This window comes from Sediminibacillus massiliensis, assembly GCF_900156915.1.
Classification (GTDB): Bacteria; Bacillota; Bacilli; order Bacillales; family Amphibacillaceae; genus Sediminibacillus_A; species Sediminibacillus_A massiliensis.
Genome location: NZ_LT732535.1, coordinates 1,037,091 through 1,055,680 on the forward strand (window position 1 = coordinate 1,037,091; position 18,590 = coordinate 1,055,680).

At 43.0% G+C, this 18,590-nt stretch carries 19 protein-coding genes and 2 riboswitches; of the genes, 10 read left to right on the top strand and 9 right to left on the bottom strand.

The window, feature by feature from the left end:
• Positions 1-114 precede the first annotated feature (114 nt).
• Together CZ434_RS06090 and CZ434_RS06095 are read right to left on the bottom strand one after the other, a co-directional pair.
• A complete protein-coding gene (locus CZ434_RS06090) occupies positions 115-1,311 on the bottom strand; it encodes an aminotransferase class I/II-fold pyridoxal phosphate-dependent enzyme (RefSeq protein ID WP_077622303.1) in 1,197 nt (398 codons plus the stop codon).
• A complete protein-coding gene (locus CZ434_RS06095; RefSeq protein ID WP_077622304.1) occupies positions 1,308-2,429 on the bottom strand; it encodes a methionine biosynthesis PLP-dependent protein in 1,122 nt (373 codons plus the stop codon). The genes CZ434_RS06090 and CZ434_RS06095 overlap by 4 nt, the downstream gene beginning before the upstream one ends.
• A 79-nt stretch (positions 2,430-2,508) precedes the next feature.
• Positions 2,509-2,613: riboswitch (SAM riboswitch) on the bottom strand.
• Between the two features lie 313 nt (positions 2,614-2,926).
• A riboswitch (SAM riboswitch) is annotated at positions 2,927-3,034 on the top strand.
• Between the two features lie 139 nt (positions 3,035-3,173).
• Here CZ434_RS06095 and CZ434_RS06100 point away from each other — a divergent pair.
• The 3 genes from CZ434_RS06100 to CZ434_RS06110 all read left to right on the top strand — a co-directional run bounded on the left by CZ434_RS06100 (position 3,174) and on the right by CZ434_RS06110 (position 5,899).
• Positions 3,174-3,914, top strand: coding sequence for a phosphoadenylyl-sulfate reductase (locus CZ434_RS06100; protein WP_077622305.1), 741 nt, complete (start codon positions 3,174-3,176; stop codon positions 3,912-3,914).
• A complete protein-coding gene (locus CZ434_RS06105) occupies positions 3,911-4,990 on the top strand; it encodes a sulfate permease (protein WP_077622306.1) in 1,080 nt (359 codons plus the stop codon). Before CZ434_RS06100 ends, CZ434_RS06105 begins: the two co-directional genes overlap by 4 nt.
• A gap of 105 nt (positions 4,991-5,095) precedes the next feature.
• The gene (locus CZ434_RS06110; protein ID WP_077622307.1) at positions 5,096-5,899 is read left to right on the top strand and encodes a uroporphyrinogen-III synthase; all 804 of its coding nucleotides are present in this window, start codon (positions 5,096-5,098) and stop codon (positions 5,897-5,899) included.
• A gap of 45 nt (positions 5,900-5,944) precedes the next feature.
• On the opposite strand, the gene CZ434_RS06115 is transcribed toward CZ434_RS06110, so the two are convergent.
• Together CZ434_RS06115 and CZ434_RS06120 are read right to left on the bottom strand one after the other, a co-directional pair.
• Positions 5,945-9,085 carry a DEAD/DEAH box helicase gene (locus tag CZ434_RS06115; RefSeq protein WP_077622308.1) on the bottom strand — a complete coding sequence of 1,047 codons (3,141 nt, stop codon included), beginning with the start codon at positions 9,083-9,085 and terminating at the stop codon, positions 5,945-5,947.
• Positions 9,086-9,217: 132 nt separating this feature from the next.
• Positions 9,218-10,432 carry an EAL domain-containing protein gene (locus CZ434_RS06120; protein ID WP_077625087.1) on the bottom strand — a complete coding sequence of 405 codons (1,215 nt, stop codon included), beginning with the start codon at positions 10,430-10,432 and terminating at the stop codon, positions 9,218-9,220.
• A gap of 232 nt (positions 10,433-10,664) precedes the next feature.
• Here CZ434_RS06120 and CZ434_RS06125 point away from each other — a divergent pair, with 232 nt between their 5' ends.
• From CZ434_RS06125 to CZ434_RS06150, 7 genes are all read left to right on the top strand, one after another.
• Positions 10,665-11,396 (top strand): ABC transporter ATP-binding protein, encoded by a 732-nt coding sequence (locus CZ434_RS06125; RefSeq protein WP_077622309.1) that lies wholly within the window; start codon positions 10,665-10,667, stop codon positions 11,394-11,396.
• On the top strand, positions 11,393-12,163 hold the full coding sequence (locus CZ434_RS06130; protein WP_077622310.1) for an ABC transporter permease: 771 nt from the start codon (positions 11,393-11,395) through the stop codon (positions 12,161-12,163). The genes CZ434_RS06125 and CZ434_RS06130 overlap by 4 nt, the downstream gene beginning before the upstream one ends.
• Positions 12,164-12,392: 229 nt before the next feature.
• Positions 12,393-12,557, top strand: coding sequence for a hypothetical protein (locus CZ434_RS21995; protein WP_179107131.1), 165 nt, complete (start codon positions 12,393-12,395; stop codon positions 12,555-12,557).
• Positions 12,558-12,687: 130 nt separating this feature from the next.
• Positions 12,688-13,311: a sporulation-specific diadenylate cyclase CdaS gene (cdaS, locus tag CZ434_RS06135; protein WP_077622311.1), complete on the top strand. Its 624-nt coding sequence runs from the start codon at positions 12,688-12,690 to the stop codon at positions 13,309-13,311.
• 313 nt (positions 13,312-13,624) lie between these two features.
• On the top strand, positions 13,625-13,831 hold the full coding sequence (locus CZ434_RS22445) for a YbbN family protein (RefSeq protein WP_245830926.1): 207 nt from the start codon (positions 13,625-13,627) through the stop codon (positions 13,829-13,831).
• Between the two features lie 147 nt (positions 13,832-13,978).
• Positions 13,979-15,046 (top strand): YkvI family membrane protein, encoded by a 1,068-nt coding sequence (locus tag CZ434_RS06145; RefSeq protein WP_077622312.1) that lies wholly within the window; start codon positions 13,979-13,981, stop codon positions 15,044-15,046.
• A gap of 114 nt (positions 15,047-15,160) precedes the next feature.
• Positions 15,161-15,346 carry a hypothetical protein gene (locus CZ434_RS06150; RefSeq protein ID WP_077622313.1) on the top strand — a complete coding sequence of 62 codons (186 nt, stop codon included), beginning with the start codon at positions 15,161-15,163 and terminating at the stop codon, positions 15,344-15,346.
• Here the strand turns inward: CZ434_RS06150 and CZ434_RS06155 are convergent.
• From CZ434_RS06155 to CZ434_RS06175, 5 genes are all read right to left on the bottom strand, one after another.
• Complete coding sequence (locus CZ434_RS06155; RefSeq protein WP_077622314.1) at positions 15,336-16,058, bottom strand: YkgJ family cysteine cluster protein; 723 nt, start codon at positions 16,056-16,058, stop codon at positions 15,336-15,338. The two genes, CZ434_RS06150 and CZ434_RS06155, sit on opposite strands and share 11 nt — an antisense overlap.
• A 260-nt stretch (positions 16,059-16,318) precedes the next feature.
• Entirely contained in the window at positions 16,319-16,972 is a 654-nt protein-coding gene (locus CZ434_RS06160; RefSeq protein WP_077622315.1) for a permease prefix domain 1-containing protein, read from the bottom strand.
• On the bottom strand, positions 16,947-17,315 hold the full coding sequence (locus CZ434_RS06165) for a PadR family transcriptional regulator (protein WP_077622316.1): 369 nt from the start codon (positions 17,313-17,315) through the stop codon (positions 16,947-16,949). The genes CZ434_RS06160 and CZ434_RS06165 overlap by 26 nt, the downstream gene beginning before the upstream one ends.
• 129 nt (positions 17,316-17,444) lie before the next feature.
• Positions 17,445-18,101, bottom strand: a complete 657-nt coding sequence (locus CZ434_RS06170) for a ribonuclease H family protein (protein ID WP_077622317.1) — start codon at positions 18,099-18,101, stop codon at positions 17,445-17,447.
• Positions 18,102-18,213: 112 nt separating this feature from the next.
• The gene (locus CZ434_RS06175) at positions 18,214-18,558 is read right to left on the bottom strand and encodes a VOC family protein (protein ID WP_077622318.1); all 345 of its coding nucleotides are present in this window, start codon (positions 18,556-18,558) and stop codon (positions 18,214-18,216) included.
• Positions 18,559-18,590 lie beyond the last annotated feature (32 nt).

Here is an 18,590-nt window from a genome sequence, read left to right on the forward strand (position 1 = left end):
TAATACGCACAAGGACAATTGGTTATTACAAATTTTTGTTCAGCTGCCAGACATGCTTCACGACCTTTGCCGAAAACAATTGCCCCTGTCAATGTGCGTAGTGGTAAGTTCTACCTAATTACTTACGCCTGTTGTTTGCAATTGGATTTTTTCCGCTGCTTGCAGCGCCGTGCTGAAGTCGGCAATCAAATCATCAATATGTTCAAGGCCCACTGAGATCCTTAAAAGACCGTCTGTGATTCCTCTCTTCTCCCTCTCTTCTTTCGGCATGGCAGCGTGCGACATCTTTGCGGGATAAGACAGGATGGATTCCACCGCTCCGAGACTTACAGCGAAAACCGGAAGTTTCGTGTTGTCAACGAACGCCTTGGCTGTTTCACGGTTCGGAAGTCTGAAGGACAATACCGCCCCGTCCCCTTTTGTCTGTCTGCGATGAATCGAATGGCCGGCATGGTAAACCAAACCCGGATAGAACACTTCCTCGACCAGTGGATGACCGGCCAGATGGGCTGCCAGCTTTTGAGCGGAAGCGGTCGATTGATTCAACCTGGTACCCAATGTCTTGATCCCTTGAATCAATTGGTAAGAATCCTGGGCACCAAGAATGGAACCGAATGTGTTTTGGATAAAGGCCAGCTTTTCGCCAAGCTCTTCTGTTCTAGTTACCGCCAGCCCAGCAATGATATCACTATGTCCTGATAAAAATTTGGTTGCACTGTGAAGAACAACATCGACACCAAGCTGGATAGGGTTTTGGTAAAGGGGTGTCATGAAAGTATTGTCTAAAAAAGTCAGACAACCATTCGCTTTGGCGATTTTCACAACGCCTTCTACATCAGTGATGTTCAGACAGGGGTTGGATGGTGTTTCGATATAGATCACTTTGGTATTTGGTCTGACAGAAGCAGCAACTTCTGCAAGGTCCGTCATGTTGACGAAACTATAGTCTATATGAAATTTATTTAGCATTTCCGTTATAAAGCGATATGTCCCGCCGTACACATCTTCAGAAACCAGGACATGGTCACCAGCCGAGAGAAGCATGAAAGCAGATGAAATAGCAGACATCCCTGATGCGAAAGCCAAACCTCTGGCACCGCCTTCCAATTCGGCAATCGTTTCCTCTAAGGCAAGCCTGGTAGGATTTCCGGAGCGGCTGTAGTCGAACCGCCCATACTCATCAAAACTGTCCTGATGATAAGTGGATGATAAGTAAATCGGAACATTGACTGCACCCGTCCTCTGTTCGGTAAATCCTCTCGTTGAAGCATGGATCAATTTCGTTTCCAATCGTTCCTTATCGAAACTCATATTGTCTTCTCCTCCTTCTCCAGACTAAGAAATGCTTGTTTCAAGTCCCAGATCAAATCCTCGATATGTTCAATACCGACGGAAAACCGCAATAATCGGTCACAGACTCCCCGACGGGTGCGTTCTTCGACAGGCATTTCGGCATGTGTCTGTGTTGCCGGATAAGTGATAAAACTTTCCACCCCGCCGAGACTTTCCGCAAAAACAATCAACTGCAGGTTTTCCAGAAACGGCCCGACCCAATTACTGTCTTTCAACCGGAATGAAATCATGCCGCCTTTACCCGCATACAAAACATCTCCAACTCTTTCTTCTGCTTCTAAGAATTCCACCAGCCTCTTGGCGTTTTCTTCATGCTGTCTCATCCTTAGAGGAAGAGTTTTCAGTCCCCTCATCAACAACCAGGAGTCAAAAGGCGCCAGCGTTGCACCGGATGCATTATGAAAAGCAGCAAGCTTTCCGCATACCTGTTCACCTTTGGCGACTACCAGCCCGGCAAGAACATCATTATGTCCGCCGATATATTTCGTGCCACTGTGAATGACAATATCGGCTCCTAGCTCCAGCGGCTGCTGAAGATATGGTGTCAGGAATGTATTATCGACAATCATCAGCAGTTCATGTTCAGCTGCAAGATTTGAAAATGCCCGGATATCTATTTCCTGCATTAATGGGTTGGTGGGTGTTTCGATAAACAAAGCCTTTGTTTTTTCGGTGATTAAGTCTTCAACTTCTTCAACAGACTTGAATTCTGTATAAGTGGCATGAATATCATAATATTCTGCGTAATGCTGGAATAAACGGTATGTACCTCCGTATAAATCTTCCGGCACAATCAACTCATCACCTGAACGAAAGAGGGAAAGAGTCAGTTGGATGGCAGCCATCCCGGAACTACAGGCAAATCCTTGATCCCCTTCTTCCAAACTGGAAATCCCTTCTTCCAAAATAGTTCTGGTCGGATTTTTTGTACGAGTATAATCAAACCCTGTAGACTGACCGAGACCGCGGTGTTGATAGGAAGTAGATAAATAGATTGGAGGGTTCACTGCCCCTGTAACATGATCACTATTATTGCCAAGTTGCGCCAGTTTTGTTTCGATTCGCTGTTTCGTCATATGTGTTCACCCTTATTAGTAAGTTTAGGCAAAAAAAGAAAGGACCTCTCCATAAGAAGAAGGTCCTTTTCAAACAATCCTCTTATCTTCTAGGCATCTGCCTACTGGAATTAGCACCTTATCCTTTGACAGGCTGGTTGCTGAGACATCAAAGGGCCAGTCCCTCCGTCTCTCTTGATAAGAAATATATGTAATTTTGTTTTGTTAATTTTTAACTTTCATTCATCTTATTACAAGGTGGAAGATATTGCAATATGATTTTTTCTAAAAATTTAAATATTTGTATATCCTATGTAGAATATAAGCATTTATGAAAAAACGTTTTATCTTTCAATTTAGAAAACTTTCAAAACTAATTGATTACAGTTTTGGCACATTCATGTTATAGTAAATGAAAAATAATAATATAATTCCTATAAAAAAAGTTGGTTTTAAAAGTTTTCGCAATTGACATGGGATTTTGTATGCTGTATATTTTTGGAAAACCTTAGATGTTTTTCTTATCAAGAGAGGTGTAGGGACTGGCCCGAAGAAACCTCGGCAACAGGCTATTTCTGGCACTGTGCTAATTCCAGCAGGCATAATCGATGCTTGAAAGATAAGAAGAGTGAAAAAGCAATTTTGCAAATCCTCTTCCTATCTGGCTGGATGAGGATTTTTTACATGATTCCAATTCAGCCCTGCCGACTCGATCGTTATATATTTTAACTTAGCAGTCTTTGAATTTGATTGGAGGAAAACCAAATGGAAAAACAAAAACAAGCACCAACATACGAAACATTTTCTACAGATCCATTAACTCATTTGGATGTAACAGGCCCGGACAAAGGGGCACTCGACGTGCTGCGATGGGCATATGAAAGCTATGACGATATCACGTATGCCTGCAGCTTTGGAGCGGAAGGAATTGTTTTAATCGATTTGATTTCGAAAGTGAAACCTGATGCCAAGATTGTCTTCCTTGATACCGGAGTCCACTTTCAGGAAACGTATGATTTAATCGACCGGGTTAAAGAAAGATTTCCTAGATTGCAAATCATCATGCAAAAGCCTGCATTGACTCTTCAGGAACAAGCCCGGCAATACGGTGATGCGTTGTGGGAAAGGCAGCCTGATCAATGTTGCTATATTAGAAAAATAAAACCATTGGAGGACGCCTTGAAGGGTGTAACCGCCTGGGTTTCCGGCTTAAGACGCCAACAATCTGCAAGCAGAAGCAAAACAGACTTCGTCAATAAAGATGACCGCTTCCAGTCCATAAAGGTATGTCCTTTGATTCATTGGACTTGGGATGATGTCTGGAACCATATCCACGATAACGATTTACCTTACAATCCGCTCCATGATAAGGGTTATCCAAGTATCGGTTGTGCGCCTTGTACACTGCCATCAGAAGATCCTGACGGCCGCGGAGGAAGATGGCAGGGCTTCAACAAGACCGAATGCGGTTTGCATACAGTCGCAACTAACGGGCCAAATTCATGATTCTCTTAATTGTCACCCTGTTTGCCGCTTGCTTCTTTGCCTTGAATATCGGTGCAAGCGGTTCGGCAGCGACAATGGGTATTCCTTACGGTGCAGGTGTAATCCGAAACAAACGGACCGCGCTGATTATATGTGGTGCCGGAGGCTTGCTCGGGGCTGTCTGGGGAGGTGGGGAAGTTGTCGAGACAATCAGCAACGGTCTCGTCCCTTCCTCTCTTTTGACCCTGCATGCAGTGATCATCATCCTGTTCACATCTGCTGCAACATTGTTTTTTACCAATTTGGCAGGGATTCCTCTCTCTACCAGTGAAGTGACTGTCGGTTCCATCATCGGTGTGGGGATATCTTTTCAACAGCTTCAGCTGGGAAGCCTGATTCACATTATTTCTTTTTGGATCATTGTCCCTGTTGCAGCTTTTTTATTTACCTTTTTGGTCAGGAATGGTTTGCGAATATGGAAAAACCGTCGGGCGCCCGGAAGAAAGTGGCACCGGCAGCTAGCAATACTGCTTGTAGTGACAGGCTTTATCGAGGCATTCGCTGCAGGCATGAACAATGTCGCCAACGCTATCGGTCCACTAGTGGGGGCCCAAGTGATGGATAAGCAGACCGGTTTGCTGACAGGAGGTATTTTCATCGCACTTGGAAGTATTCTGTTAGGGGGAAGGGTACTCGAGACAAACGGAAAACGAATTTCAAATTTAACTGTCGGTGATGGCGTTATTATTTCCGGCACATCTGGTTTTCTGGTCTTCCTGGCTTCTTTGATGGGAATTCCCATTCCGATGACACAAGTCACCACATCAGCTATAGTTGGTGTAGATGCCTCTAAAAACTGGAAGGAAACATGGCGGAAAAAGGTGATTCATCAAATTGCAAAAGTATGGGTCTCTTCTCCGGTAGTCTCCTTAGTATTGGCCTACTGTTTGACAGAAGTATTCCTCCGCTCGAGTTTTTATACGGTCGCCATGATTGCGAGTGGTATATTTGCAACACTGATTCTCACCAATTTCAAAGGAACTTCTTTCAAAAATCAAAAGAAAGAACATCACTCTTTGAATAGCGAGTTCCATTAATAGCTTATTGATGTCGTCAAGCATCAACAAGATTTGGGTCCCCTTTATCATGGAACATAATGCTTTTATCAACCAATAGTAAATTCGGCGGAAAGGAGCTAGATCATGCAAGAATTAACCGGAAAACAAATAGGCCTTGCAGCAGACCGCAAATCGGAGGCCTTAAGCGAGATCATCCGAAAGAAAGGCGGCACACCGGTAGTCCGCTCGATCCAAGGTCAACGGCTGCTGAACGAAAAAAAGGCCGAAGAAGATGTGGAGCATTTGATTCAAAGCCAATTCGACTGGGTGATTCTTACCACTGGTATTGGAGCGGAAGCTTTAGAACAGGCTGCGAATCGAATTGGACGCCTTGATGCATATATTGATTCATTGCAGCAGACCAAGTTGGCGGTTCGAGGAAGCAAAACGGTGGCCTGGATGAAAAAATGGGGTTTACAACCCGCCTTTACTTCTCCAGACGGAACGATGGATCAACTTATCAACGGATTGAAATCCCAGGATATCCATGGCAGACAGTTTTTTTTCCAGGCATACAACAAAGACGAAGAGCGTTTGATCAAACAGTTGGAATCTCTTCCGATAACCATATACATATCCATGCCTTACTACTATCTGCCCCCGGAAACAAATACACTTGAAAACTTAAGGGCTTCTATCGTCCACAGGGAATTGGATGCCGTCATTTTCACTAGTAAAACCCAGGTCCAAAACCTATTTACGGACTCCCCTAACAAGCAAGGCCTTTTGGATGCTTTCAGAAATAAAGTGGTGGCTGTAGCAGTAGGCAAGGTGACAGGAGAAGAACTCCTAAATGCCGGCATCCAAAGAGTCGTCGAACCGGACAAGCCAAAAATGGGGGCTATGATTATTGCTTTGGCAAACCATTTTTCCAAAGAAACAACCTAAAACTTTTATAATAAAAATGCCAGCTCCATGCTGGCATTTTTTCTGTCAAGCGTTAATGGACAAAAGCTCTTTTATGTCATCTTCTGAAAGCTCGGACGGCCCATCGGCTTCGGCATCAATCAATTCTTTGAAAAGATGTCTTTTTTTCTCCTGCAAATCATTCATTTTTTCTTCAATGGAACCACGAGTGACGAGCTTTATCACCTGTACGTCACGGAACTGTCCGATCCGGTAGGCACGATCCTCTGCTTGTTCTTCTACTGCAGGGTTCCACCAGCTATCGAACATGATGACCGTGTCGGCTCCTGTAAGGTTTAGGCCTGTGCCTCCTGCTTTCAATGAAATCAGGAACAAATCGCGCTCCCCCTCATTGAATCTGTTACAAATACCCACCCTTTTTTCTGAAGGAGTCTGACCATCTAGATAGAAAAAAGAATTGCCTTTAGCGGCCAGTTCTCTCCCAATCAAATCAAGCATTTTGGTGAACTGGGAAAATATAAGGACTCTTCTGCCTGCACGCTGTGCTTCGTCAATAAGCGTGAACAGCTTCTCGAATTTCGATGAACTGCCTTGATAATTGTCAACAAACAGACCTGGATGGAGGCAAATCTGGCGAAGTCTCGTTAAACCTGCAAGTATCCTGATTTTGTTTTTTCGGAATGTATCTTTATCCAGATGTTTCAGCGTGTCATGACGGAGTTTTGCCAAATATGCGGCATAAAGTTTCTTCTGTTCCGGGAACAACTCCACTGACTCAAGACTTAAACGCTTTTTCGGCAATTCAGAGAGTACATCTTTCTTCAATCGACGAAGAATAAATGGTTTTGCCCTCCGTGAAATGGTCTTTTTGGTTAAATGACTGTATTCCTGCAGGCCTCGGAATAACTCGGGAAATACGACATGAAATATGGACCAAAGTTCCTCAAGGGAATTTTCTACAGGGGTACCAGTTAGCGCGAAACGATAATCGGCCTTGATTCTTTTTACAGCTCTTGCAGTCTGGGTAATCGGATTTTTGAAAGCCTGGGCTTCATCATAAAAGACTGTGTGAAAAGAAATCCTCTCAAAAGCAGAAATATCCCTCCGTAAAATGGGATATGAAGTAATGACTACATCACAGCTGTTCAGGTCCTCCATTTTATTCTTCCTCGTCGTCTTAGGACCATCTACAATTTTCACAAGGAGGTCCGGGGCGAATTTCTCCAATTCACTTTTCCAGTTGTATGTGACAGAAGACGGACAAACAACGAGAACGGGCATTTTTCCTTCGCGGCAATCCAGCACGACCGACAGCATGTAAGCAATGCTTTGCACTGTCTTGCCTAGTCCCATATCATCTGCAAGAATTCCACCGACACGGTAGTTCGCCAGCGTCTTCATCCATCGGTACCCCTGAACCTGGTATTTCTTTAAAACTCCCTGCATCTCAACAGGTACATCATACTTCAAGCTTCCCGGACGCCGGATTGCATCAAGAAACTCGCGGAACGATTTTTCTGTGATAAACGTGCTGCTTCCTTCAAAGGAGTCCAAAAGCTGCACAGCTTGTTCAGGAGGGATGCTCAACCCGTTTTCCAGTCCCTTCTCCTTTACAGGAAGACCGGAAAGAAAGCGTTGGACCTCCTGGAACTCTTTCGTTTCCAGTGATAACAGCGAACCACTCTTCAAACGATAGTATTTCCGTTTTTCTTCCAGGACGGAAAGCAGTTCTTTGATTTCCTCATCCGGTACACCTTCCATCTCAAATTTGAATTCGAGCCAGTTTGATCGTTCCTTGTTCACCTTTACCCTGATTTTCGGAAAATGTCGGTCTTTGACAACCCTGGTTCGGACGGCTGTTGTCGTATAGACGGATGAGAGTCTCTGCAGTCTTGGCACCTGATACCTTAAAAAATCATATTCCAATTCTTCGTTTTGGAGATAATAACCGGTTTCTGTCTTTGTAAACAAACTTTCTTCCATCAAATCCAAAAGTTGTTGTTCTTTTTTGGTATCCCTCAACAATCCCGGATGTGGATTTGGTTCAGAAACCTTCACCGGGTTAATCACAACATGGCCGTAATGGAATTCCAGACTAGCGAGCAGCCGGTTTCTTATCCGGTCCAAATAAAGTTTTGCAACAAGAGGTTCCTGACCAAGTTTGTTTCTGATCCACTTTGCAACAGAGACTTCGCCCAGACCGTGCAAACCCGGAACGATTTGTTCCAAAAAGAACCGGAGTTGTTCGCCGGGGATAGGAATTGAATCATTGGGTGACTTTTCCAACACTCTCTGCAGTTCAGCGATCCGCCTGCAGTCATCAGCAGCCAATTTATTGATTCTTCCTTTATAGGCAACGACACGATACGGCTGCAGAAGGAGCATGGTATCTAAACCGGCAACGTTCAAATGGTAGCCTTTATCATCATCTCCATCCAGTTCAAATCGTAATGGCAGCCTTTCTTCAGCAACTTGCAGTTCGTGCACGCCTTCTCCATTCTCGACGTAAGCATGGGTCTTCTCCAGTAATGGCAGCAGCTTTTCCCAGGAAGAAGGCGGAATTACTAATAAGTCTCTCTTACCGGATTCTTCAAAAAAACGCTTATCTTCCATCACTTCGATCAATTGCTTTATAACGGCATCTGATTCGACGTCAAAACAGTGGTAACTTAAATCAATGGTGAAAACAGACGATACTTGAAATGGCGCACCTGCTTGAAAACTTTTTAAAAAGGGTAGAATTTCGTTTACTTTTATAGAACCGATGCTTACTCCGATTCCGAACAAACTATCCTTCTCCCTTACACGTACAGGTTCGCATGTGAACGATACTTCGAGTACTTCCCTGTCATCAAAATACGGCTGGTGTGAACTTGACCGTTGTGGCTTACCTTTAAATAGATTGAAGAAGCTGTCAGTCAGCTGTTGGCCTTCCTGCCGTTCATTTATGGTTAGTAATACAGCTGCAATATGCTGACAATCTTTCTTGAAACTAGCCAGTGTCGGACAGGAGCATGCTGTCAGAAGGTTTCCTGCTTCGTCCTTTGTCACGGTGACTTGGAAGTCTTCTGTCCCTGAAACAGTGGCTTTCCATTGATGCGGGGTGATTTCTTGAATCATTACTTTGTTTTTTCGAAAAAACGTCTCCCCGCCTTTATAAGAAGTGTCTCCACATCTTTCTTTAATTAATTTTCTGGTTAATTTCATTTTCTTCGTTGCCCCTCCATCTATTCCTGCCAAGGGCTTAGTAGTATCATAATATTTTCAATGATAGCTTAAATAATGTAAAAAAGCACCCATGCAGTCATATCCGATGCACAAGTGCCCATCATTATAAAACTAAATCAAAAGAGATTCATTATCATAAAGGAAAGAATATTGGATGTCGATAAACAAGAAATACTGATCTGTAAGCGGGTAGCTGAATGTCCTGATCATTTCCCTTGTCTCTATGTCAGAGTATATATCAGACAATATTCCTCTGTTCCATGTTTTCATCTGCATGGTATTTTCCAGAAAATACGGCCGGAAAGCCCAATTCGAACCTTTTTTATCCGGCTCTATTTCCCATTCTTTCCCACGTTTCCTAAAGTTGGCAGATACTTGCTGCCCGTCACTGTCACATATAAACATGCGAAAACTCTCTTCATCGAAGTAAGCTGTGAGTGCTTCGATAAAAGTATCGATTTTTTTCGGACCATGCCAATTCGGAATAGCATTTTTCACCTTTTGCTCCCATGCAAGAACATGGTTGACTCTTTCTTCGACCAGCCTTTTTTCCCTGCGTATGTACTCGGAAACTTTCTCAGTGACATTTACCGATAATGGGCGTTTGGCTGTAAGATCGAATCCTGGTTTGGCAAGATAATAACCCTGGTAGTAACGGCCGCCATGTTTCCAGGCAAAATGCAGTTGAAAGTTATCTTCTATGTTTTCGAACAATAAGGCAGCTCCAATGCGCCGGGCCAGCATAGAAAGGGAATGCATGATATCCTGGAACCCGTCTGATTTATGATTGCGGATGATATCTGTATCAATCTTCAGAATATGGGGCTCCAGCTGTCTGATCCGGTCGATGTTAGCACTCTTGGCACCGACATGGTCGACAGCAACCTGGATTCCATATGTTTTATAATATAGGAGCAAGTGATTGAGATTTTCAAATTCTTCATCAAAGTCATGTTCTGTCACCTCGATCACAATTCTGCTCATGGAAAATCCTTTTTGTTCGAAAGAAATCAATGTTTGCAGCAGGTCTTCCCCGTCATTTACCATTAACTGCTTCGCATTCCGGTTGATAAACAGATAACCTTCTGTGTTGGTATCGAGCATATCTTTGATTGCCATTTTCAACAGGTGTTGATCCACTTCTACTTTGAATTCTTCAGGCACTTCTGAATCCAGGAAAAAATCTCCCAGGCTGACCCATTCATCACCGTTACGGTACCGACCAAGTACTTCATATCCGATGACGGTATGCCTGATAGCACTGATGATTGGCTGGTAAATCGGCTTGGTATTATGCAGGTTTCCGACAATTTCTAATGGATCCATAAGTTTCCCTCCTTCTCCCATTATTATAGCACTTCCTTGATTTTATGGAATTCCATTTGGATGAAATCACTTCTAATTAATAGAAATAACTGGTTCAGTTGGTACAAAGACTAAAGAACGAAAAGGAGTGAAATCATCAAGCAATGGCAATCTAAAAGGGACAATCGATTTGTTTTATGGAATAATATTGGGGAAACCAACCTAGTAGCAAAGGAATTAAGGAGGACCTGAAATGAACCAGACAACAGATACGGCCATTCGATTCCATAACGTCAATTACTCGACAGATGGGTTGCATATCCTGAGAAATATTACAGGGTCTTTTCCGGAAGGGAAGATTACCACATTGGTTGGTCCCTCCGGCGCAGGAAAAAGCACCCTTTTCCGCCTTTGCAACGGACTCCGTTCTGCTGATTCCGGTGACATCTTTATTAATGAGAAACCTATCGAGGAATATAATCCGATTGAACTGAGAAGAAAAGTGGGAATTGCCTTGCAAAAAGCAACTATGGTTAGCGGCAGTGTCCGGAAGAATCTTGGACTTCCATTGGAACTGCAAGGAAAACAACTCAAGGATGAGGATGCTGGTGAATTGCTGGAACTAGTCGGATTGGACAAGGATTTTCTCCAACGCAATGTTAAAGATTTATCCGGTGGTCAGCGGCAAAAATTATCAATAGCACGCACCCTTGTCAATCGGCCTGTTGTTCTGCTGCTTGATGAAATAACCTCTTCACTCGATCAGGTTTCACAGCATGATATCGAAAAACTGATCATCCGGATTAACAAAAAATACCGAACCACCATCATTTGGATCACCCATAACCTTCATCAAGCACGGACTATCGGCGATTATACATGGGTTATGATGTCGGGCGCGCTTGCGGAAACAGGCGACAGCAGTATTCTTCGAAATCCTGCCAACGATGAGGTAAGACGGTTTGTTAAGGGGGAAGAAGAATGAGTTATTTCACTTTATCCCTTGCCCTTATATTTGTTATTATTCCCCTCGTTTTATCCAAAACATTGCGTCTGGGTCTGGAAAAGGATACAACCATCGCTGCAATCCGCTCCATTGTTCAATTGCTGGCAGTCGGTTTCCTCCTGCAATTTGTATTTGATACGGAAAATATCATCTATATCTTTTTAATGGTGGCCCTTATGATCGGGGCTGCAACGCAAAATGCCCGAAGAAAAGGAAAATCGATCAAGGGGATCACCTGGAAACTGGTTGCTACTTTCCTTCTCGTCGAAGTGCTTACACAGGGTATATTGCTTGGTTTGTCGATCACACCCGCTACGGCTCAGTATATCATTCCGATAAGCGGGATGATTATTGGAAATTCGATGGTTTTATCGATTCTATTTTTGAACCGGTTTATTTCCGAGGTCGATACGCGGGAGGATGAATTGGAATTGATCCTTTCATTGGGCGGAACACCAAAACAGGCGATCCATACCCAGTTGATCGCTTCCATTAAGGCGAGCACAATACCTACCATCGAAAGCCAGAAAACAATCGGGCTCGTCCAGTTACCAGGTATGATGAGCGGTCAGATCATAGCAGGAGCAGATCCAGTTCAAGCTGTCCAATTTCAATTGCTTATCCTGTTCCTTATTCTGACAACAGCCGTCTTGACAAGCATCATGCTTGGGTATTTATCGTACCCTACCCTTTTCAACCAACGCATGCAGCTTACCATGAAAAATATAAGCAACGATAATAATTAAGAAACTGTGCTCTTCGTGCTATAGGTAACGTACTTGTTAAATTCGGTTATTGCCATTAAAATGATACAGCAGGTAGAATGATAGATAGACTAAAAAGGGAGAGGAAGATTGAACCGTGGTTATAACTGACGAAGCACGCGGTCTTTTGGAAGATATGCTGCGCAAAGAAAAAGTTTCAGGTATCCGTCTATACTTTGACGGCTATGGCTGAGGCACCCCAAGAATAGGAATGGCTCTGGATGAGCCTAAACAAGATGATTCATTAAGCACCATCAATGGCATCAAGGTGGCAATCGAACCGGTTATCGAACCCCATACTCAAACATTGACTCTTGATGTCAGCGGTGACAACAGCGGGCTATCCCTGCTTGGAGATGCCGGTAATTGCTGTTAAGGAAAAGAGAAGCCAACTGCTGGCTTCTCTTTTAGTCTGTCAGTATGTTTATTTGTCTGCGTTAATCAGAATAACTTGACATCTTGAGGAAAATCTAAAAACCAAACTGACAGCAAAGGAGCAACAAACAATGGATGCGTCCGATATCCGGCTTTCCCACACCATGCAGATGCATTTAACAAGGTACCTAAATCAGATTACAAAAGACATTGGACATATGCTTGATACAATCGCAAACAAAGATTGCTGCATTCTGAACGAGTTCGAAAAAGTACATTTTCTTTTTAGCGATTTGCAAATGACAGCTGCCTCTTATTACTTGAATTCCTATCTATCCCCGTTCACAGACCGTTACCAGGAGTTGTCAATCGCAATCCGCCATTTATCCGAACGGAAACATGGGGCTTTGATCGTCATCCAGAGGGAAACTTCTCTGGAACCTGTTATTACCAAAGGAACGGTGGTCGGAGCCAATCTTTCCTACCCATTGCTGGAATCCATTTTCTACCCAGGCAGCCCTCTCCACGATGGTGCAGTACTAATCAAAAAAAACTCCATCGTTTCTGCCGGTAATGTGCTTCCACTCTCTCAAAGTGTGACGCAGGACCAAAGTTTTGGAACAAGACACAGGGCGGCACTGGGATTGTCGGAAGTCAGTGATGCTTTAGTGCTCATTGTTTCTGAGGAAACTGGAAAGGCTTCTTTTACATTGGATGGGAAACTTTATCCGATCAACCCTGGAGGAATCTTTTGATCCTAACACAAAGAGAAAGTGTCAACAGGTAAGAAAAGGGAAATGGATGAAGTAAATATACATTACTGAGTGGAGGCTGAACTAAGAGCAGCGTTGTTATGCTCTACCTATTGATTTCTTTCATTTCTCCCAACAGGTTCTGCAACACAGCTCCCCTCGGAATACTAAACGTAAAAGGAGGATGTATATGCAAGCTTTGAATTCGATCACAGACATCGATCAATTTATCCATCAACATTCATTATCGTTTCTATTCATCTGGTCTACCCATTGAAGCGTCTGCCATGGTTTGCTTCCTCAGGTTGAGGAGGTTATGGACAAGTTTCCGGAAATTGGGACAGGCACGGTTAATGTAGAAGAAGTACCGGAAGCCGCGGGCTACTTCATGGCATTCACCGCCCCCGTACTTTTGCTTTACAATAATGGTAAAGAAATCTTGAGGGAAGCAAGGTTTGTCCCTATGGATAGCTTTGCAGAAAAAGTAAGGAAGATTCATGAAGGGTTTTTCAGTGAAGACTGAACAGCTATTCTCGAGGAAAAATTTGAAAAGTAGAACATTTTTTATATCAGCACTTTTTCAAACAGGATATCTAATAAATTTGTTATCATATATAAGTTGAAAATAATGAAAAACACCATCTTTCCATCACAGACATTGGAGGACATCATGAAAAAAGTTTTACAAATGGCAAGCGCCTTTATCGGCATTATTGTCGGTGCGGGCTTCGCCTCTGGACAGGAAGTATTACAGTATTTTACGAGCTTTGGAATAATGGGGACATTTGCCGGCATAGTCGCAACAGCACTATTCGCCTATCTCGGGATGACATTAACAAGACTTGGCAGCCGGCTGCAAACGAACTCGCACAAAGAGGCCATCTATCAGATCAGCGGACGGTACATGGGCATTGTCGTCGATTATATTATCATTTTCACTCTATTCGGTGTGGGTGTGGTAATGGTCGCAGGCGCCGGATCTATTCTTGATCAACAGCTGGGACTGTCTCCTGTAATCGGAGCAGCGTTAATGACGATTCTTGTCTTTTTCACAGCCATGCTCCAAGTAGACCGGGTAGTGGCGGTGATAGGAAGTATTACCCCTTTTCTGATTATATCGGTGATTATCATTTCGTTATTCTCTGTTATCAGTATGGAATCGTCTTTTTCGGAGTTGGACGCGATTGCCAGTGACCAGCCATCTGCACTACCCAATTGGTTTATTTCTGCCATAAACTATGTTTCATTCAATATCGCCTTAGGGGCTTCCATGTCGATTGTAATGGGCGGAGCAGAAAAAAATGAACGAATTGCTTCACTCGGCGGTTTGGCTGGAGGATTTGGGCTGGGAATTCTTATCCTGCTGAGCCACCTGGCGATCTTTTCCCAAGTCGGAACGGCCGCTCAATTCGATATGCCGCTTTTACATATTGTCAGCAACTATTCCCCTATCTTGGGAGTCATTTATTCACTGATCTTGTTCGGAATGATTTTCAATACAGCCGTAAGCATGTTCTTTGCTTTCGGAGCCCGCTTTGCCGTGACTGGCACTCAGAAATTCAAAACATTGATCATTCTCACATTGATTGCGGCATTTGCTGCAAGTTTTGCCGGATTCACCGACTTGGTGGCTTTTTTCTACCCACTTATCGGTTATCTCGGAATATTCCTTATCGGGGCACTCATCTATTCCTCTTTCAAAGTTCCGGGAAAAAGAAAAGACAGAAGGGCTTCATAACAAAAATCCCAGCAGATTTGCTGGGATTTTTTTGCGTGATGTCCATACATAAAATTGGCTTAGCAATCCAAACTATCAATATAGATTACCTGGTCAGCAGGATAGTAAGCTGCTGTGGAAAAAGACGAAAAGGATGTGAAAATAATGGACAAAGACGGCCATATCAAAAACCAAGTTCTGTTTATCACCAATCCGTCCTATGAACAGATTCAAGCGTCCTCCAAACAACAAAAGGAAAAGTTCCGCACAGAGAACAGATCAGCGCATGAACCCAATGAGGGGGATACAACTAATCCCTGAACCAATTCACTAAATAGTCATGAACATAAACATCATCTGGATAATTAATAAAGGCGGTATCTTCTTCTTCATACAAATATTGCACGAATTCATTCAATGCTCCCATATACTCGCTGTATAAAAACTCGAAACTCAATGTTTCCTTTGGCATCACTTGCTGTTCACAAACCTTCGGATCGGTATAGTTGACATAGGTCCTACATGGTAGCGGTCTGATTTCATAGGCCATGCATTGATTCGTCTTCGTATCAAGCATGGCACATGGCAAGTTCTTCTGTTTATATTTCTTTTTAAACCCTTCATCAGATTCAAAATCCAAACCAACGATCTCTTCCAACTGGCTGGCGTATTGCTGATAGTATGTTTCTAAATGATTTTCGATTTCTCTCCTTCTCTGTTCGGGAAAGTTTTCGATTGCTTTCTTCATCAACTTTGCTTCCATACCGTTGATAATGATTGGAAAATAACAACAAAACGCACATCCCAACCTGCATGTCGATTCCATCTCAACAGCTTCTTCGATCCCTGATATTTCATCACTTACCACTTGCAGAAGCTCTGAAAAACTGGACAGTAATTTTTGTTCTGTAGTCGTTTGCCGGTCTGCCCACTTTTCGACAACTTGATAAAACTTTTCTTCTTCTATTTGATACGTTTCATTTAATTGTTCGCATTTATCTTGAATTTCTTCATAGGTGAGAAACTTTTTCAATCGTTTTAACTCCCTTTCACGTACAGATTCCTATCTATATTGTCATCCAACAGACGAATAAAGTAAATAGGAAATAAACGGTCGGTGGATTCACGTAAACTTTTCCAGTATAATAAACAAAAGAGAAGTGCCCCAACACTTCTCTTCAAAAGCTGCCCTCTAACGGCACAAATTGTCAAAGATTGGCCGCCTTGTCTTGATACAAGGGGCTTTTCTTTCGATTTTTTCCTTCACGTTCCATTTCATCAAACCAAGCCTCCTTATTTTCTTCGATCACTACCTGTAAATAGTAATCCAAGCAACAATCCTATCCCGATTAAAAAGAAAACCATAAATGTACTGATACCGATAAACACTTCGCCGGTCGCAAAACCCGATGTAAAACCGACATACAGACTGAACAAAAGCAGGCCTGCTGACAATGAATAAAGGATGGCACGGACTCTGTTCATGGCATACTTCTTTCTCGTTTCCCTTGTCAATAAACTGTACGTGAGAATGGCTCCGCCAAATACGATGAAAATGACCGGTCCCATAACAGCTTCTAACTGAAGACCCATGAACCATATCATCGCGGTTGTCAGGGCACCGAATAAGATGATCAATATTCCAACAATCAAACCTGCAGTCGATATCCGTTCAGACATAGAGGTATAAACATTTTGCCTTGCTTTATCCCGGCCCGCTTCACGCATATCATCGACCAATCCACTGAGATCACCCATGGAACTGACTGCCGCTTTAAACGCTTCCTCTTGACTCATTCCGGTCTTTTCGTAATCACCGATTTTCTCTCTCAAATTGATGGCAAGTTCTTCTTTTAAGTCAAACAGCTGCTGACTTTCCCCGACTCCTGCGAACAAATCATCCAAATATGCTTTTATTTTTTCATTCAAACCCTTCTGGCTTCGCATCCGGTTCGATACCTCCTTCAATTAATTGATTTAAAATTGTTTTGGCAAACTCCCAATCTTGTTTGTTTTGCCTATAACGCTCAAGCCCTTCTTCAGCAATCCGGTAATACTTGCGCCGACCTCCCTGCGTTTCATCACCCCAATAGGAGACAATATAACCCTCTTTTTCCAAGCGGCGAAAGGCTGTATAAAGCGTCGCTTCCTTTAATTCATATTGATGCCCGCTCAACTTGATAATGGTCTTATAGATCTGGTAGCCGTAGCTGTCGCCTTGCCGTAACACATTTAAAATGATGGTGTCGGTATGGCCGCGGATTAAATCCGTAGAAATCTTGTTGCCCAAATTAATTCACCTCCTGAAATATAATTTACACCATATTACTTTGTCTGTCAAAGTAATATGGTGTAAATTATGAATGCAAAAATAAAGCCGGTATCCTGAATGGAATCCGGCTTTATTCGTGTTATTAGTTTATTTGATTTCGATCGTACTGGTTATTTCCACACCCTTCAAAGCCTGGGATGCCAGGTGGTCGGCTTCTCGGTTCTTTTTACGGGAAATGAGTTGATACTCCGGCGTAATCCCTAACCGGCTGAAAGTTTGTTCAATTTTGTCTGCCCACTTTGATAATTCCTCTTCCATGCACGGCCATTCCCCGTCCAATTGATTGATGACTACTTGGGAATCACCGGTAATAGTTACCGGCAAGTGATGGACACCAAGCAATTCTATTTCTTGTAGTCCGAGATTAAGCGCAGCGTATTCCGCTTCATTATTTGTATCCAGCTCGTCTACAAGCGCATTCTTTCTGAGTCGGAACGACTTACCGTTCTGTTCATAATAAACGGCACACCCCAAACCTGATTGCTTGGTCTTCAAGTCGAATCCTCCGTCAAAGTAGACCGCCACATTGTGGGGTTCTGTCTCAATCCCTTTCAGAAATTCCTTAAGCTCTTTCATTGTCCAAGTCAGCTCTTGACGGTCTTTGAACAGGATATTTCTGGCCCGACCTGTCTTTTCCAAGTCTTCCGCAATCAGGATGGCTTTTGGTGCTCTTAATTCGTCCGAGCTGAATACAGTTTCCGTTCCTTTTTTTGTCCGGTAGGAAACTTCGATTCTGACCTTCATATAATAAGTCCACCTTTAAAATGGTTAGATTGATAAGATTTCATATGGTTATTTTGACCAATCACGGTATCGTTAAACAAAAAGTTAACAGTTGCCGTACACGTTGAATGGTTTATTCCCAAAAGCAGAATTGCAGTCTGTTATTATCTAAATCATAACAATCAAAATAGCAGTTATCTTTATCTTTATGGAGTTTTGAAACTTGGACTCCTTTGTTTTGGAGATCTTGATAAGCCTTCTCAATCTCCGGTACAAAAAAGATTGGATAGCTGCTGTTCTCCTTTCGGGAGGCACCCGCTTCTTCAATCGTCAAAGGTACCGGGCTGTCACCAACATTCAATACTCTATAGCCTTCTCCTATAAAAGAAAGCTGAAAACCCAGCTTTTCCTCATACCATGTACTTGCTTTTTCGACATTCTCTACTTGCATACAAATAGTATCTATTCTTTCGATCATTTCTAAACCCCTTTGTTATTTTTGTCCATTAG

What these genes read in the sequence shown, in the direction of transcription:
- CZ434_RS06090 (WP_077622303.1), bottom strand. Translation starts at nt 1,311, where the DNA reads ATGAGTTTCGATAAGGAACGATTGGAAACGAAATTGATCCATGCTTCA.
- CZ434_RS06095 (WP_077622304.1), bottom strand. Translation starts at nt 2,429, where the DNA reads ATGACGAAACAGCGAATCGAAACAAAACTGGCGCAACTTGGCAATAAT.
- CZ434_RS06100 (WP_077622305.1), top strand. Translation starts at nt 3,174, where the DNA reads ATGGAAAAACAAAAACAAGCACCAACATACGAAACATTTTCTACAGAT.
- CZ434_RS06105 (WP_077622306.1), top strand. Translation starts at nt 3,911, where the DNA reads ATGATTCTCTTAATTGTCACCCTGTTTGCCGCTTGCTTCTTTGCCTTG.
- CZ434_RS06110 (WP_077622307.1), top strand. Translation starts at nt 5,096, where the DNA reads ATGCAAGAATTAACCGGAAAACAAATAGGCCTTGCAGCAGACCGCAAA.
- CZ434_RS06115 (WP_077622308.1), bottom strand. Translation starts at nt 9,085, where the DNA reads ATGAAATTAACCAGAAAATTAATTAAAGAAAGATGTGGAGACACTTCT.
- CZ434_RS06120 (WP_077625087.1), bottom strand. Translation starts at nt 10,432, where the DNA reads ATGGATCCATTAGAAATTGTCGGAAACCTGCATAATACCAAGCCGATT.
- CZ434_RS06125 (WP_077622309.1), top strand. Translation starts at nt 10,665, where the DNA reads ATGAACCAGACAACAGATACGGCCATTCGATTCCATAACGTCAATTAC.
- CZ434_RS06130 (WP_077622310.1), top strand. Translation starts at nt 11,393, where the DNA reads ATGAGTTATTTCACTTTATCCCTTGCCCTTATATTTGTTATTATTCCC.
- CZ434_RS21995 (WP_179107131.1), top strand. Translation starts at nt 12,393, where the DNA reads ATGGCTCTGGATGAGCCTAAACAAGATGATTCATTAAGCACCATCAAT.
- cdaS (WP_077622311.1), top strand. Translation starts at nt 12,688, where the DNA reads ATGGATGCGTCCGATATCCGGCTTTCCCACACCATGCAGATGCATTTA.
- CZ434_RS22445 (WP_245830926.1), top strand. Translation starts at nt 13,625, where the DNA reads ATGGACAAGTTTCCGGAAATTGGGACAGGCACGGTTAATGTAGAAGAA.
- CZ434_RS06145 (WP_077622312.1), top strand. Translation starts at nt 13,979, where the DNA reads ATGAAAAAAGTTTTACAAATGGCAAGCGCCTTTATCGGCATTATTGTC.
- CZ434_RS06160 (WP_077622315.1), bottom strand. Translation starts at nt 16,972, where the DNA reads ATGCGAAGCCAGAAGGGTTTGAATGAAAAAATAAAAGCATATTTGGAT.
- CZ434_RS06170 (WP_077622317.1), bottom strand. Translation starts at nt 18,101, where the DNA reads ATGAAGGTCAGAATCGAAGTTTCCTACCGGACAAAAAAAGGAACGGAA.
- CZ434_RS06175 (WP_077622318.1), bottom strand. Translation starts at nt 18,558, where the DNA reads ATGATCGAAAGAATAGATACTATTTGTATGCAAGTAGAGAATGTCGAA.